The sequence below is a fragment of the Marinobacterium mangrovicola genome (assembly GCF_004339595.1).
Lineage (GTDB): Bacteria > Pseudomonadota > Gammaproteobacteria > Pseudomonadales > Balneatricaceae > Marinobacterium_D > Marinobacterium_D mangrovicola.
This window is the reverse complement of record NZ_SMFU01000007.1, coordinates 1,113,830-1,130,031: the sequence shown is the minus strand read 5'-3', so window position 1 is coordinate 1,130,031 and position 16,202 is coordinate 1,113,830. Positions and strand designations below refer to the sequence as shown.

Below are 16,202 nucleotides of genomic sequence, written 5' to 3'. Positions count from 1 at the left end.
GTTTCTATCCATAGCTTCTTTCCATTACCTGGCGCCGGTCCTTGAGTCTCTTGTTCGATATTTCTTGTTCAAGAGCGCATGTTAAGGTCGCTTCTGGAGTCTAGCTGGTTGAGCGAACCGTTGCCGACGTTCCGTCTATTTATGCCGAAAACCGAGCAACCTCAGAGCATTCAGCGTGACCAGCACCGTGGCGCCGGTATCCGCCATCACCGCCAGCCAGAGGCCGGTGACACCGAAAATAGTGGTAATCAAAAACAGGCCTTTGAGCCCCAGGGCGATCAGCAGGTTCTGGCGTATATTGGCCATGGTAGCGCGCGCCAGGCGTATCTTGGCGGTGACGTCATCGACGTAATTGCGCAGCAGTGCGCCATCGGCGGTTTCCATCGCCACATCGGTGCCGCCGCCCATGGCGATGCCGACGTGGGCCGAAGCCAGTGCCGGTGCGTCATTGATACCGTCGCCGACCATCATGGTCGGGCCGCGGGAAGCCATCTCCTGCACCGCCTTGACCTTATCCTCCGGCATTAGCCCGGCGCGAAAATCCACATCGAGCAGTCCAGCGATCGCAGCGGCCGTGCGCGGGTTATCGCCGGTGAGCATCATCGGGGTGATCCCCAGCGCCTTAAGATTACGGATCGCCTGGATAGCGTCCGGGCGTGGTTCGTCACGCAGCGCAAGAATCCCAAGTAAGCGGGTATCGTCGAATAGCACCACGACGGTTTTACCCGCTTCTTCCAGGGCTTCGATGCTCGCCTCTGTCTCTGGCTGCAAAATACCCATATCCCGGGCGTATTGTGGTGAGCCCAGGTAGATGCGACGGTTTTCGATCTCTGCGGAAACGCCCTTGCCGGCGATAACGCGGGCGTTCTGAATCGATGGAATATCGAGCCCCTGCTCTGTTGCTTGGGTCACCAGTGCCACCGCCAGCGGGTGGCTGGACTCCATCTCCACGGCGGCTGCCAGTTTCAGCAGTTCTGGCTCTGAAATATCGACCGGTTTGAGGTCCGTCAGCTGCGGGCGGCCCAGCGTAAGCGTGCCGGTCTTATCAAAGGCGATCTGACGAATGGTTGCGGCGGCTTCTATCACCGATCCGCCCTTCATCAGCAGGCCGCTGCGGGTGCCGGCGTACAGCGCCGATGCGATAGATGCGGGCACCGAGATCACCAGCGCGCAGGGGCAGCCGATCAGCAGCAGCGCCAGGGCGCGATAGATCCAGGTATCCCAGAGTCCGCCGAAAAACAGCGGCGGAATCACGGCGACCAGTGCCGCCAGACCAACGATGGCGGGCATGTAATAGCGACTGAAACGATCGATAAAGCGCTCCGTTGGCGCGCGACTGGATTCGGCTTCTTCGACCATGCGGATAATCCGCGCGATGGTGTTTTCACCGGCAGGTTTGGTGACTTTTACGCGCAGTGTCGCCTCGGTATTGATCGAGGCAGCAAATACGCCGTCGCCCGGCCCCTTGGCTACCGGCATCGACTCGCCGGTCACAGGGCTTTCATCGACGCCGGAAAAGCCTTCGGTAATCTCACCATCGGTGGGAATGCGGTCGCCGGGACGTACCTGAACAATCTGGCCGATTGCGAGCTTATCTACATCGATGTCACGCACGCCATCGGCCGTTTCCAGGCGTGCGGCTTTTGGTAGCAGGCGTCCAAGTGCATGGATACCGGCCCGGGCGCGGTTGGCAGCGACACCTTCCAGCGCTTCGCCCACGGCGAACAGGAATACCACCAGCGCGGCTTCGGCCGTGGCACCGATGATCAGTGCGCCGCCCGCGGCGATGGTCATCAGCATCTCGATGGTGAATGGCATGCCGGAGCGCAGAGCGGCAAACGCCTGGCGGGCGACCGGGACCAGACCGGAAAGACAGGCAACACCGAACACCCATCGCGCGGTTTCCTCACCGGCAGCCAGGCGTGTGATCCAGGCGGCTATCAGCAGCAGGCCGGTAACCATAATCAAGCGCGCCTGAGTGCTGGCGATCCAGCGTTGACGCTTGGACTCTGCTTCGGAGGATTCGCTGACTGAACTCTGAGAGTCGTTGCGTACCAGGCTAAAGCCCAGGCCGGATACCGTGCTTTCGATACTCTGAGCAGTGGTAGTGCCGCCCTGCTCAAGCCGCAGGTTCAGCGTTTCCGACATAGTCGAGACCTGAATATCGCTGACACCGGAGAGCTTTTCCAGCGCGCCGCGGATCTTGCCGGCACAGCTACCGCAGTCCATGCCGCTGACTTTCCAACTGACCTTTTGAGAGAGACTGTCCGCTGCTGTTGCCGCGACAGGCGTCTCACTGTTGGCCGTGCTGTAGCTGGCTGAGTCGCTGTGTGAACAGCCACAGCTGTGCCTCTCTCCAGGCGCGCTCGCTGGTGCATCAATCGCCTGAACGCCGTAGCCAAGTCGGTCGATGGCGATTTCTATTCTCTCAGCGGTGGTTTGCGATTCGTCCAGCTTCAGGCGCAGGATTTCGGTCATCATCGATACCTGCACCTCGCTGACACCGGGCAGGCGCTCAACGGCACCGCGCACCTTGGCAGCGCAGCCGCCACAGTCCATGCCCTTAATCTGCCAGCTGCGATCAACCGGGCAAGCGCTCTTATCGCTCATGAAAGGCCTCCTTTGGGTCAGGTGAATCACGCCTGTTGAGCTCTACTACCCTTAAGCCTAAGATCTATAGCGACTAGAGGTTCAAGAGGTTTTTATGCTTTCTATCGGCCAGCTTTCAAAGACGACAGGCGTTAAGGTGCCGACCATTCGCTACTACGAGAAGATCGGTCTACTGCCGGAACCCGGGCGTAGCGAAGGCAATCAGCGGGTTTATCCTGATTCGGCGGCGGACCGGCTGGCGTTTATCTTTCATTCACGTTCGTTGGGTTTTTCGCTGGATGCTGTGCGTGAACTGCTGCAGTTGGCTGACCATCCGGAGCAGTCCTGCGCGGCGGTAGACGAAATCGCTCGTAATCAGCTCAACGCGGTTAAGCAGCGCATTGAACAGTTGAACCTGCTTAAAGATGAGCTCGAGCGGATGCTGGAGCACTGCGAGATGGAAACGGTGTCAGACTGCCGGGTTATCCAGGTGCTCAGCGATCATTCCAAGTGTGGCCATGAGCATAGCCTTACATCGACCGCGATCATCGGGACTGAAGATCCGGCTAAGGGGAAAAATGAGCATTGATACAACGTTAGCTGGGGCGTCTCGTCCGGTTGTGGCGGTGATTGCAGTGGTGATTCGTGAGGGCGAGGTCTTGCTGGTGCGCCGCGCCAACCCACCTGATGCGGGGCTCTGGGGATTTCCTGGCGGTAAGATCGAGCCCGGTGAGCCGCTGATGGATGCGGTCCAGCGTGAACTGCACGAAGAGACTGCGGTGACCGCACGGCCAGTGCAGGTGTTCAATGCCGTGGATGTGTTTGATCGGGATGAGCACGGCGCTCTCAAGTCGCACCATGTGCTGGTAGCGATCACCTGTGACTGGATCGATGGGGAGCCGGTGGCAGGCGATGATGCGTTGGAGGCCCGCTGGGTCCGCCTTGACCGTCTCGCTCAGGAGAACTTGATGTTAAGCGCCGACGTGGAGCGTATTGCTCACCAGGCCGCCGCGCTTATCTAGGTTCAGGATTTAGGCATGGTGTGCCGGCTCTTGCGCACGCTGATAGTCGGCCACGAATCCCGGGAACAGTTCGATTACTTCACCGGTGATATCGGATTGTACGTAAAGGCTATGATGGGGTGCATCGACGGCTGACTTGCCGATCACTTCGTAATAACGGTCTGCGCGCAGTTGCAGGTCCCCTTCCACCGACATCAGGCTTGCCTCGATCCGCACGCGATCGCCAATCTCTATCAGGTGCCAGAGAGAGAGGGAGTCATTGACCTGATCATGTTGAGCAAGATGTGGCTCGGCCATGGGCGCTCTCCGCGGTAAGGAATACATGTCCAGTATACGCGCGAAAAGCGGTTTGGCGCATCAGGTCTGCAGGATGCCGGCACGCATGGCGATATGGATAATCTCTGCGGAAGACGAGATGTTCAGTTTGCGCATGAGGTTGGAACGATGCGCATGAACGGTTTTTGAGCTCAGATGCATTACATCGGCGATGCTGTTGACCGAGTGGCCCTCGGCGATCATCGAGAAGATCTCCAGCTCTCGGGCTGTTAGTTGAGATAGCTGATTATCTTCGTAAGCTTCTTCTTCACAATCAATAAGATGTGAGATTGACTTCGAGTAAAACGTTTCACCTTTGGCGATATTGAAAACCGCCTGACGCAGCTCTGCCGAGGCGTTCCGTTTGGTCACATAACCCTGAACGCCAGCCTGTGCGGCGCGTTGCGGATAGGGGTTTGAGTCCAGTCCGCTCACCACGAGAATGCGTGCGTTGTTGTCGTAACTGCGAATACGGCGGATAGCTTCCAGGCCCCCTGCGGTGGACTGGATCTCTTCCGAGTCGCTGTCCATCGGCATGGAAAGATCGAGTATGACAACATCAGGGGTCAATTTACGGTAGGCGCGCAACGCGTCGGCGCAGTTTTCAGCCTCGGCGATCACCTCGATATCGTCTGATCGGGTCAGCAGCTGCTGATAGCCGAAGCGTACAATCGAGTGGTCATCTACCAGAAGTACGCGGATTGGGTTGCTCATCGTGCTCTCTTCTGCGGTTGAGCGTTAAGGCTGTCGTCCCGGACTGCCTGAACTGGATTCTAGTCACTGAGTGATGAGCGAATCAATACCCTCGGCACCCTGGTAGCAGCCAGAGGTGTAAACATCGACGGCGTAGGCCGATGCCAGGTCGGTGCCGGCAATGCTTGTCGGCAGGGCTACCAGCTCATCGCTGTAGCCGATCAGTGAAACCCCCTCCTTCTTGCAGTGGCTCAACACCTTTTCCAGTGCCTTGATCACGGCCAGTTGGCGGTCATTGAACATCGGCCCCTGAACCTGAGAGCGCTTTTTGCTGGAGGTCTGGCGGATCACATAACCGTCATCGTCGAGAAGCTGAATGGTGATGCCGATAAGGCGCGCCTCGATCAGTGCGTGCTTGCAGATCTCGAACTGAGACTCCCGCTGGCAGGTAATGACGTCACCGCTTTCGGCCAACTTAATGACGGCGGCGATCTCTTCCTTTTCACTGCGTATATCGATCTGATGTTCCATAATAATCAACCCGATATGTGTGATACTTAAAGTCGAAAATAAGCTTTAGGCCGGCTTGTTAAGCTGCTGTCGAAGCATGGCGTTCTCGCGATTAAGCTCGTCGTTGCGGTTACGCAGACGAGCCAGCTCCTCGTCCTGAATGCTGAGGCGTACCCGCGCTTCGATCAGTGCCTCGCCACCCTGTCCGTCACCATGCATCTGCTCGCTCTGCTTGAGCTTGGATTTGAACTGATCGAGCTGCTGCGTGAGCCGATAAGTCTGCTCATCGGCCTTAAGTAGCTTATGTTCGAGTTCATGCTTCTCATTGGCGAGGTTCTCGCAGCGCTCCAGCAGGCGTCCGTTCTGCGACTGTAGTTCCTTGAGCGCCTGGTGCCCGCCGTGTTCGGTGCGCTCAATCTCGCCGCGTAGCTCCGATTCGCGCTGCATGAGTTGCTGGCGCTGCTCTTCAAAGCGGTTTTCGGCGTAAGCCAGGGCTCGGTCCCAAAGCTGGTTGGCGACGTTCAGAACCGGCTCTGGCAGTTCGGGGTGCTGTTGCTGGCGCGTGATCCGCTCCCCCAGGGTTTTCCACCAGTCATTGAGTGCCTTGTTTATGGTGGTTAGACTGCCGCTCCCGATCTGCTCGCGCACCGCCTGCTGAGTGGGGCGGATGCCCTGTTCCAGCAGAATATCGGCAGCCGCGAAGACCTTTTCTCTTGTGCCGCCCGTCTGTGTCATAAATACACCATACGTATTAAATGATATGTACTAAGCAGCGATATTAGCAGTTTTAGCGACACTTCCAACCCTTATCTGGTTGAATTTTGATCTTATACATCGCTTTCGCCGGTTAATCCTCGGCAGACCCTGGGTTTCAGACCTTCAGGGGTGCTTAGCCTTTGCGGTAAAAGGAAATGGCAGCGGCGGAGATCACCGCGGAGGTTCGAGAGAGCTGGGTTAGAGATAGAGAGCTAGCACCGGGTAATTCGGCCTGGCTGCCTGAGCACTTAGTCCTTCATTGTTTGGCGGATCTTGATCAGATCATGCAGCCGCTCGCTCCAGCCCGACTTCAGCTTGCGCACAATGGTGTCCGTCAGTGTGGCACCCTTGGGAACGATCACGGACCCTGTGTCTGATATGAGATCCTCAGCGAGTACCATCCCCTCCCCCAGATCTCTCAGCGCAACCTCAGCCGGTGCGTCATCTTTGGCTTCGGCATTGATCTGCTGTAGCGAGTTCATCATCGGAGCAGGAAAGTGTGGCCGCATCGATTCGATAATCTCATCCGGTTCCTGCCCCTGGCCAAGTTGTTCGTCAAAGTAGATGGCGCCTTGCAGCAAGGCGTTACCGACAACCTTGTCGCCATGGAAATCAAACAGCTCCACGCTTTCAAAAAGTTTGAGCCGGCGGATTATTTCAGCGCTTTCTTCCAGGTGCGGGATGTTGGATAGCAGCTCACAGCTTCGTTGTGGGTAGGTGCGATATAGCGCCAGTTCGCTCTCAGACAGCGCAAGGTGGTTGTTGATTTTGTACATCAGTTCAGGCGGCAAAAACATGCAGCCGAGCTGACTCAGGCTGGCCGCAACTTCATACTTCCAGGCGTCTTTCGTGCCCAGGCGCCCTGCCAGGTCGTGGACGATACTTTTAAGTCTGAGTGCGCGGGAAAACGCCTCGGGATTGGAGACCGCGAGAAGGTCGGTCAGAATCCGCACGCTACCGAGCAGGGTTTTCTGCAGTGAGTCCGATAACTTTTTGCGGGTGTCGCTCAGGTCAAGATGAGTGCGCACTCGAGCGAGCACCACCGGAGGGCTGAATGGCTTGGTGATGTAGTCCACCGCACCCAGATTCAAGCCCTTGGTTTCATCTTTCACTTCGCCCAGGGCGGTAACGAAGATGATCGGTATGTCACGCGTAGCTGCGCTGCTTTTGAGTGTCTTGCAGACCTCATAGCCATCGATCTCCGGCATCATGATATCAAGCAGGATCAGATCAGGGCCCGGCTTGGCGCGTGCCAGCGACAGTGCCTTCGCACCGGAGGTGGCTATCTTGGTTTTAAACTGGGGCTTGAGAATCGCGTTTAACAGTGAAACGTTGGTAGCAGTGTCATCAACGATCAGGACGGTTTTGCCTGGTTCCATATTTTACTCCTGAGACTGCGTGACACTTGCTGGTTTTAAAGTGTTTAACGTTCTTCAAAGGCATTTACAGGTGCTTTAGCACATCTTCTTCTGAATCGGCGTAGGTCTCTGCTACGGACCTGCACTCCTCCGATATTTCAAGAAATGCATCGAGCATATCCGGGTCAAAATGCGAGCCACGACCTTCAGTCATAATCGCGACCGCCTTCTCGTGAGGAAACGGCGGTTTGTAAACGCGACGGCTGATCAGTGCATCGTAGACATCGGCGATCGCCATGAGCCGGGCAGATAGCGGGATATCTTCGCCTGCCAGCCCTTCCGGATAACCTGAGCCATCCCATTTTTCCTGGTGGGAGTAAGCGATCTCCTTGGCAATGGTCAGGAAATCGCTGGGCTCGGATAGTTTCTTCTCGGCGGCTACCAGGGCATCTCGGCCGTAGACCGTATGCAGCTTCATTATTTCAAACTCGTCATCGGTGAGCTTACCCGGTTTGAGCAGGATCGCATCGGGGACACCCACCTTGCCGATATCATGCAGGGGGGCGGCTTTGAACAGCAGGGTTATATGCTCGGGGGTCAGGAAGTCTTTAAAGCGTGGGTGGTCGCTGAGCTTCTCTGCCATCAGTTTGACGTAAAGCTGGGTTCTGCGGATATGGTTGCCGGTTTCGGGGTCTCTGGATTCAGCCAGTGCGCCCATCGCCTCCATGGCCACATCCTGTAGCTCGCCAAGCTTCTTGGTGCGGTCCTGAACCTTTTCTTCAAGAATCTGGTTTTGATGCTTGAGCAGATCCCGTGCGTCTTTCAGCATCAGGTGGTTTTTGACGCGCTCCAGCACGATAGGCGGGCTGATCGGTTTGGTGATGTAGTCCACGGCACCCAGCGACAGGCCCCTGGTCTCATCCTCGACGCTGACTTTCGCGGTCAAGAACACCACCGGAATGTCAGCGGTCTGCTGATCGGCTTTCAGCGTTTCACACACCTCGTAGCCGTCCATGTCGGGCATCATGATATCCAGCAGGATCAGATCGGGTGGTGTATCGGACTGCGCAAGTTTGAGCGCCTTTTCGCCGTTGGTAGCGATCTTGGTCTTGTACCGGTCCTTCAATATGCTGTTCATCAGCGAAACGTTGGCTGGGGTGTCATCAACGATCAGGATGGTTTTTTTATCATTCATTAACCCTTCCCCTGTCGGTTGCGGCAATTAGTCGGCTTGCGGCTGAATGCTGTTGAGGTGTTCGGTCACCCAGATACACACCATGGTGACGTCAATCGGCTTTTCCAGGAAATCGATGGCGCCAAGTGCCAGGCCTCTGGAACGGTCCCCCGGGTTGTTCTTGCCACTGAGGAAGATCACCGGAATATCCTTGGTTTCCGGATCTGCCTTCAGCTTTTCGCACACCTCAAAACCATCCATGCCGGGCATCATGATGTCGAGCAGGATCAGGTCCGGCTTGGGATCACGCGCCGCAATCTCCAGCGCCTTCTCGCCACTGGTGGCGACCTTGGTGCGGTACGTTTCTTTTAACGCGGTGTTCAGTACCTTGATGTTGGCCGGCGCATCATCAACCAGCAGCACCGTTTTTTGATCATTATCGCTCATAACTCATCCTTGGGGTTCGGAATCATTTAAACAGGAGTCACGGACAACCTTGGCTGCCAGTTCAAAATCAAAGTTCTCGATCGCCTCTTCCAGCTCATCGAGGATCGCTTTATCCAGGGCGTTTTGCAGGCTGGGTCTCAACTCTTCGAAAAGGTCTGCCGCCTCACCGTCATCGGATTCCAGCAGTGCCAGGAGCTCGGAGAGATCCGGCATGGCGTTCTGCTGCTCCAGCGACTCATGAATCGCGGCCATCACCTGCAGGGCGGCTTCGAAATCGAAGTTTTCGATATGCTCGGCAAGCTCAGCGACCTGTTCGGTGGACAGGCTCTGCTTGAGCAGAGGCTGATTATCGATAAAGTAGTCTTCGGCATCGCCATCATCATCTTCCAGCAGAACATGTAGATTGGTTAACACCGCCAGAGTCTCTGCGCTTGGCGGATTACCGTCGGCTTGCTGCTGGTCCGCCTCGGCTTCTGACTTGGCTACCGACTCTTCAAATGCCTGCAGCGCTTGCATCAGGGTGTTCAGGGTCGCTGTGAAGCTAGACAGCGTTGTTTCTACCTCTGACAGATCCTGTTTGTTGAGTGCGTGCTCCAGTTGCTGCGCTACCTCCTGAACGGCTGTGGCGCCCAGATTGCCGGCCACACCCTTGGTGGTATGAGCCAGCCGTTCGCCCAGCTCATAATCCTCAGCGTCAAGCGCAGCCTGGATCTCCGCAGCGGCGTCTTTCTGATCCTTTATAAACCGACGGATCAGATCGCGATAGAGCTTTCTGTTCCCACCCAGGCGGGCCAGCCCGATCTGCGTATCCAGTCCATCCACCTCGGGCAGACGCAGCAGTTCCTGAGCAGGCGTATCCTTGCGGGCGACCTGGACTACCTTGCCCAGCCCTTCGCGCGACTTTATCCAGCGCACCAGCGCGTGGTAAAGCGCAGCCGGCTCGATCGGCTTGGCCACATGATCCTGCATGCCTGCGGCGAGGCAACGTTCTTTATCGCCCGCCATAGCGTTGGCTGTCATGGCGACGATGGGTAGTTCGTCGAAGCGCTGCTCTTTTCTGATTGCGCTCGAAGCTTCAAAGCCGTCCATCACCGGCATCTGCAGGTCCATCAGGACGATGTCATAGTCCCGGTCGTTGATCTTCTCAACCGCGATCTGGCCGTTATCGGCGATATCGACCGTCATGCCGGCGCGTTCAAGCAGCTCGGTGGCGACCTGCTGGTTGATCTCGTTATCTTCCACCAGCAGTATCCGTGCGCCGGATACCGATATGGCGATGGACTCATCGCTGGCATCCGACTTGTCGGTGCCGGTGTTGGTTGTTTCACGCCCCAGGGCCAGCATCGCCGCATCCAGCATTGACGAGGCGGAGACCGGCTTAGCCAGTACACCATCGACGCTGCTGCCCACCTTGCGCTGCATCTCGTTGGTGTCATAGGAGGTGGTCATGATCACCTTGGGTGGTGACTTCAGATTCAGCTTGCGCAGCGTCTGGTTCACCTCGATGCCGTCCATGCGAGGCATCTTCCAGTCCAGGTAGACGATGCTGAACGGGTAGCCACGCTCGTCGTGCTTGCTGATCAGCTCCAGCGCCTCGGGGCCGGATGCAGCAACCACCGGGTCAAAGGTGAGAGATTCGGCCGCCTGCTTGATGATCTCACGCGCTGCCGGGCTGTCATCGACGATCAGCACCGGCAGACCGCGCAGGTCGGGATCGGGCTCGATCTTCAATGTGTCCGCATCGGGGTTCAGCTCCATCTCGACGGTGAACAGGAAGGTGCTGCCCTCGCCGGCGACACTTTCAACCCAGATATCACCGCCCATCATCTGTGTCAGCTGCTTACAGATGCTGAGTCCAAGCCCGGTGCCGCCGTATTTGCGCGTGGTTGAGGCGTCCGCCTGACTGAACGACTGGAACAGGTTGCCGACCTGCTCCGGGGTCATGCCGATGCCGCTATCGGAGACGGCAAACTGCAGCATTACTTTGTCGTCGCTCAGCGTTTTGTTGCCGATTTTGATAACGATCTCACCCTGATCGGTGAACTTAACCGCGTTATTGACCAGGTTTATCAATATCTGACCCAGTCGCAGAGGGTCGCCATTAAGGCCTCGGGGTACATCGGCCTCGGTGGCGATCAGCAGCTCAAGGCCCTTCTCCTGCACCTTGACGTTCATCAGGCTGGTGAGGTTGTTGATCGTCTCGTCCAGGTTGAACGGAATGTTCTCAAGCTCGAGTTTGCCCGCCTCGATCTTGGAGAAGTCGAGGATGTCGTTGATGATGCCGAGCAGTGCATTGGCCGCGGAGTTGATCTTGTTTAGGTAGTCCTCCTGGCGCGGCGTGAGCTCGGTCTGCAGCGCCAGGTAACTCATACCGATGATGGCGTTCATCGGTGTACGGATCTCGTGGGACATGTTCGCCAGGAACTCGCTTTTCGCGCGGTTGGCGTCGTTGGCCTGTTCCCTGACCCTGACCAGTTCGGTGATATCGGTGGAGATCCCTCCGAGGGCAAACAGCTCGCCATCCGCATCAAAGACTGGGAACTTGAATGACATGTAGGTGCTGACACTGCCATCCGGGTTGCGGATAGTTTCCTCAAGCTGCACCGTATCGCCCTGCTCGATCGCCTGCTGGTCGGTCTTCTTGAATCGATCTGCCACATCCTTGGCAAGGATATCGTAATCGGTTTTGCCGAGTGCAGAGCCGTCTGGGCACTGGGCGACCTGTTCCCAGACCTTGTTGACCAGCACGTAGCGGCCTTCCGGGTCCTTCATGTAGATCATCGCGGGGGAGTTATCGAGCACAGATTTAAGCAGCTTGCGTGACTCTGCCAGGGCCTTTTCGGCTTTTCTGCGTTCAGAAATATCCCGCAGCGAGGTGGCGATCAGCGTGCCCTCCTCGGACTCTATGGGGCTCAGACTGATTTCGACCGGTATCTTCTGGCCCTGCTTGGTCAGTGCGATCAGTTCGTTGCCTGCCGCGAGGCCTGGGCGCGCGGAAGACGCGACGGATAAGTGGCAGTAATCGCGGTAGCCTTTGCGGAATTCGGCGGCGACCAGCATCTCTACGGGCTGACCGTACAGCTCGCGCCAGGCGTAGCCAAAGAGCTCTTCGGCACGCTTATTGACCATGACAATGCCGCCTTCGTCGTTGGCAACCACCATGGGGTCCGGTGCGGACTCGAGCAGCTTTTTGAACTGATCCTTGCTCTTGCTGAGTTCAAGGGTGCGCTCTTCCACCTTGTCTTCAAGCTCATCACGGGCGCGAACCAGCGAGCGGGTGGCGCGGTCGCCGATCCAGGTATTGATACCCATCAGGCTCAACGACAGAAACAGGGTTACACCGAGCAGACCGTAAAGCGTATTGCGCGAAATGATATGGGCTTCGAGCGCTTCGGACTCATCGATTTCGGTGATCAGGCCCATGCCCAGCTCCGGCACCCAGTGCCAGGCGCTGAGTACCCTTTCATTGCGGTAATCAACAAAGCCCTGGATGTTACTACCGCTTTCTCCCCGGCTGATGCCGAGCGCTGCCGGCGTCAGCAGGGATTTGTCGAAGGGGGCACTGACGGAGGCTACCCGTTGCGGAGGGTTGGATACTTTGATCGCCAGGGCGCTTCTGCCTCCCTCGGGCAGTACACCTTGCTCCACCAGTTCATCGGTAAAGCGGCTCTCGCTCAACATTAAGCCCGATGGGTCGACCGCATAGGTTTCGCCTGTTTTTCCTGTTGTACCGCGTGAGAGGATATCGGAGAACACAAGGGCAGGATCAGCGGTGGCGACAACGGCGCCCACAGGGCGTCCGACATAGTCCAGTACCGGCGCGGCGAAATAGATCTCAATCTGTTTGCTTACAGGGTTGAAGGTCGGCGGTATGAAGACCACCTCGCCCTGGAATACGCGATTATCGAGTATTTCCATCAGATGTTGGACCGAAGGAGCCGCCTGGTAAACTGGAGTCCCGTCGGTGAGCACCATGGAAAACTTCCAGTTACTGTCCCCGAGGTTATGTTGATCAAGCAGCGCTTGAAGTCCCTTGCTGGTGTTACTTTGACTACTGGAGTTGCCTGCTTTCGCTTCCAGGTTCCAGGTAGCCAGCAGGGTTTCGAGCCCCTCTTCCCTGGCGATCAGGGTAATCAGTCTAAGCCGGCCATTCACCCAGAACTGCAGCATTTCCTGGGTGGCAGAAAGCATGGTATTCAGTGACTGCCCCGCCCGCTGGCGTGCGACCTGCTCCTCCCGTTCCAGCGAGTGCCAGGTCAGACCGAGCACAACCACCAGTATCGACGACAGCGCGAGTATGCCGAACAGGCGTAAGCGACTGGATTGGTAGAGCGAGAGAGAACCCTCAGCTTTGCGCGCCAGGTACCAGACGATGCCGATTAAAATGATGGCAAGGCCGATGGTGATCGCGACAAACTGCAGCACCGGGAGTTGCTGGTTCTGAATTCCGGTGGTGGGTGAGGTCTGGTTGCCCAAGTCGATATTGAGCCAGCGGTTGCGGATCGCATCGCGTTGCGCCGGCGTAATGGTATCGATCGACTTGTTAAGAATACTGACGAGCTGCGGCCAATCCTTGCGCACGGCGATGCTGAGCTCGTATTGGTAGTCTGTGCGAAACGCCACCTGCAGGTCAGACAGCGCGTAGTCACTGACCAGGTTAAGCGCCGAATACTGGTTGGCGAGCATCGCATCCAGCTCGCCTTCAGACACGGCCAACAGGCCATCCTTCAGTGACGCAACCTCGACAAAGTCGATATCGGGGTAGCGGTTTTTCGCCCACTCGGTGCTGGCATAGCCATCAACCACCCCAAGCGTTGCCCCGGCTAACGCCGCCATATCGACAAACGAACCGGCACTGTCTTCGTGACTGATTACCACGGATGGGATGCGCAGGTAGGAATCGGTAAAGCTGAAAAACTCTCGCCGACTCTCTGTCGCTGCCATACCGGGTAGGATATCGATTTCCCTCTGCTGGGCCTTTTCAACCACATCGGCCCAGACCTCTCCGGGTACCAGGTTAAGTTTGATACCCAGCTGGTCACCGATAAGGCTAACGTAGTCGGCTACGATACCCGAGTAGTTACCCTCTGAATCAATAAACTCAAAAGGCGCCCAGTCCGGATCAGAACCGAAGTTGATCCTCGGGTGTTCCAGCAACCAGCTGCGCTCTTCCGAGGTCAGGTCCAGTTCTGCCAGCACCTCTGTCCTGTTTAGCTCCTCCTCGGGGTCAAGCCAAGCAGCAAGTACCTCCATTCGCTCATCCTGGGTGATGGCGGCTATGCCCTTGGTGATGATGCTATGGAGTAGAGGTTTATCGCCGGTCACCAGCATCCGCAGCGGGTTGTTGCCGAAGTTGCTGGGGAAGGAGGTAAAACCGGACAGCGCGTTTTCGCGCAGGAAATACTCGACAACACTCTGGGAATCCATGGTCGCATCGGCCTGGTTCGCCAGCACCATTTCGATAGCATCGAGTATTGAATCGGCCTCAATAACCTCTATCTCGGGCATCCGCTCCTTAACGATATCGATGGTGGCGTAGCCGGACGGAATAACCAGCCTTTTACCGTTCAGATCCTCGAGATTACGGATGTTGGAGGCTTCCTTGGCGTAAACAAACTCCTTCAGCACCAGGTAGCTGGGTGTGTGGAGCGCATATTGGCTGCGATCGGCTGAGAAATAGGCGGCGGCTACCAGATCGATCTGCCCCTCCTCGAGCTGGGTGTGCAGCGCGTTATAACTGGCGGGCTCGGAATATTCGAAATGCAGGCCGGTTTTTTGCTCGATCAGTTTCAGAAAATCGACGGTGATGCCGACGTAGTCACCCTGGCGGTCGATATAGTTAAAGGGTGGCCAGCTATCTTCCTTACCCACGAGGATGCTTGGATTAGCCTCGATCCAGGCTTTCTCCTCAGCGGTCAAATTAACCGTCTTGTCGTTGGCGAGGTCCTGCGAGAGCACGCTGACGATCTGCGTATTGTCGAGCTTGGCCACTATATCGCTCAGCAGGTTGATCGAATCGATCAGCGACTGTTTGTTTCTCTGGTAGTCCGGCGACTCAAGGACCGCTTTGGCCTGTTCTATGTTGCCCACTGCCATGTAGGCTTCGGCGCGTAACTCCAGATCCACCAGCGATTCGTTAAAGGCATTGATCAGGTCTAACTGGGAATCGGCATCTTCCGGCGCCTGGGAGCGTATCTCGCTGAGCCTGTCGTCAAATCGGGTGACCGCATTCCTGTACCTGTCCAGCCAATCCTCGTTCCCGGAGTAGATGTAGGTGGTCATCGCGCCTGTCAGGATCTCATCCTCGAGCAGAAGCGATTCGGTGAGCTGGGCCAGGTTGGTGGCCCCCTGCTCTTCCTGTGCAGGCTCGTCAGTGGCGACAACCACCTCTTGGGACAGGACAGCAAACAGCACGGCGAAAATACACAGCGGTAGCAGACTGCTCTTGATAACGCGTTTGATCATTGCGCAGTCTCCGCTCGCGGCTTAAAGCCGTATTTACTCAGGATCAGGAGATACTCAGGCGTACTGATAAACTCTGCGACCTCTCGCTCCAGCTGGTCTCTGAAAGCTTCGGCTCCCTGCATTCTGCGGGAAACGGCAAGGTTAACCGGAAGAACGTAAACCGAGGGCGTCAGCACCTTGAACGCGTTGCTTACGCCGAGTTTTTCGGCGCTGCTGAGAAAATACTGCTGGTTGTTGATAGCGAGATCGAAGGTGCCCGATAACAATCCTTTAAGCTGAGCCATGGAATCGAGCACGGGTGCTTTAGTGAGGTAATGGGTCGCGTCGAACTCAGGGCCGTAGGTCCAGCCATAGTTCACGCCGATCTTGAACTGGGCGACGCTGAGCAGGCGACCGTTATATTCGATAGGGCTGTCTGCCCGTGCGATAAAATCCTGGGTTTCGTAGATGTGTGGTGTGGAGGTAAACAGGGCCAGCTTATCGCGATCCGGCGTGGGAGTGAGGTTGACCATCAGGTCCTGGCTGCCAGAAGCCATCGACTGCAGCGCGCCGCGCATATCGGAATACTGGGTCACCTGTGGTGCATAGCCCAGCTTTTCAAGCACCGCTGCGGCTATCTCGTAGGAAGCCCCGGTGGGTGTACCGTCCCTTTCTACGGCGTAGAAAGGATAGAAGTCTTCCGGCATCGCGATCTTGATGATCGGAGCAGTTTCCGCAGCTGCGAGAAATGACCAACAGCTAAGAACAACCGGTAACACAAACTGCTTAATTCCCTTTACCATCCGCTGAACCTTGATCAAGACACCTAGATGACTGATTAAGATAGCTTAATTCTGGGGGAAATTGACTACCAAAATCACCGAGGCTCCCGAT

General features: G+C 56.7%; 12 protein-coding genes. 2 read left to right on the top strand and 10 right to left on the bottom strand.

Features of this window, described 5'->3' with window-relative positions; translation table 11 throughout:
• Nucleotides 1-135 precede the first annotated feature (135 nt).
• Nucleotides 136-2,610, bottom strand: a complete 2,475-nt coding sequence (locus CLV83_RS06065) for a heavy metal translocating P-type ATPase (protein ID WP_132288927.1) — start codon at nucleotides 2,608-2,610, stop codon at nucleotides 136-138.
• A 94-nt stretch (nucleotides 2,611-2,704) separates the two neighbouring features.
• Here CLV83_RS06065 and CLV83_RS06060 point away from each other — a divergent pair, with 94 nt between their 5' ends.
• Both CLV83_RS06060 and CLV83_RS06055 read left to right on the top strand, forming a co-directional pair.
• Entirely contained in the window at nucleotides 2,705-3,178 is a 474-nt protein-coding gene (locus CLV83_RS06060) for a MerR family transcriptional regulator (RefSeq protein ID WP_132288924.1), read from the top strand.
• Nucleotides 3,168-3,611 (top strand): NUDIX hydrolase, encoded by a 444-nt coding sequence (locus CLV83_RS06055; RefSeq protein ID WP_132288921.1) that lies wholly within the window; start codon nucleotides 3,168-3,170, stop codon nucleotides 3,609-3,611. The genes CLV83_RS06060 and CLV83_RS06055 overlap by 11 nt, the downstream gene beginning before the upstream one ends.
• A gap of 9 nt (nucleotides 3,612-3,620) precedes the next feature.
• Here CLV83_RS06055 and CLV83_RS06050 read toward each other — a convergent pair whose 3' ends face one another.
• The 9 genes from CLV83_RS06050 to CLV83_RS06010 all read right to left on the bottom strand — a co-directional run bounded on the left by CLV83_RS06050 (nucleotide 3,621) and on the right by CLV83_RS06010 (nucleotide 16,111).
• Nucleotides 3,621-3,908 (bottom strand): hypothetical protein, encoded by a 288-nt coding sequence (locus CLV83_RS06050; protein WP_132288918.1) that lies wholly within the window; start codon nucleotides 3,906-3,908, stop codon nucleotides 3,621-3,623.
• Nucleotides 3,909-3,968: 60 nt separating this feature from the next.
• Nucleotides 3,969-4,640, bottom strand: coding sequence for a response regulator (locus CLV83_RS06045; RefSeq protein ID WP_132288915.1), 672 nt, complete (start codon nucleotides 4,638-4,640; stop codon nucleotides 3,969-3,971).
• A gap of 63 nt (nucleotides 4,641-4,703) precedes the next feature.
• Nucleotides 4,704-5,150, bottom strand: coding sequence for a response regulator (locus CLV83_RS06040; RefSeq protein ID WP_243642288.1), 447 nt, complete (start codon nucleotides 5,148-5,150; stop codon nucleotides 4,704-4,706).
• A gap of 45 nt (nucleotides 5,151-5,195) precedes the next feature.
• Nucleotides 5,196-5,864, bottom strand: coding sequence for a DNA-binding protein (locus CLV83_RS06035; protein WP_132288910.1), 669 nt, complete (start codon nucleotides 5,862-5,864; stop codon nucleotides 5,196-5,198).
• Between the two features lie 269 nt (nucleotides 5,865-6,133).
• Nucleotides 6,134-7,264, bottom strand: coding sequence for a response regulator (locus CLV83_RS06030; protein WP_132288907.1), 1,131 nt, complete (start codon nucleotides 7,262-7,264; stop codon nucleotides 6,134-6,136).
• 64 nt (nucleotides 7,265-7,328) lie between these two features.
• A complete protein-coding gene (locus tag CLV83_RS06025; protein WP_132288904.1) occupies nucleotides 7,329-8,438 on the bottom strand; it encodes a response regulator in 1,110 nt (369 codons plus the stop codon).
• Nucleotides 8,439-8,465: 27 nt separating this feature from the next.
• Nucleotides 8,466-8,864, bottom strand: a complete 399-nt coding sequence (locus tag CLV83_RS06020) for a response regulator (protein WP_132288901.1) — start codon at nucleotides 8,862-8,864, stop codon at nucleotides 8,466-8,468.
• A 3-nt stretch (nucleotides 8,865-8,867) separates the two neighbouring features.
• Nucleotides 8,868-15,329: a response regulator gene (locus CLV83_RS06015; protein ID WP_132288898.1), complete on the bottom strand. Its 6,462-nt coding sequence runs from the start codon at nucleotides 15,327-15,329 to the stop codon at nucleotides 8,868-8,870.
• Entirely contained in the window at nucleotides 15,326-16,111 is a 786-nt protein-coding gene (locus tag CLV83_RS06010) for a substrate-binding periplasmic protein (protein WP_132288895.1), read from the bottom strand. Before CLV83_RS06010 ends, CLV83_RS06015 begins: the two co-directional genes overlap by 4 nt.
• Between the last annotated feature and the right edge of the window lie 91 nt (nucleotides 16,112-16,202).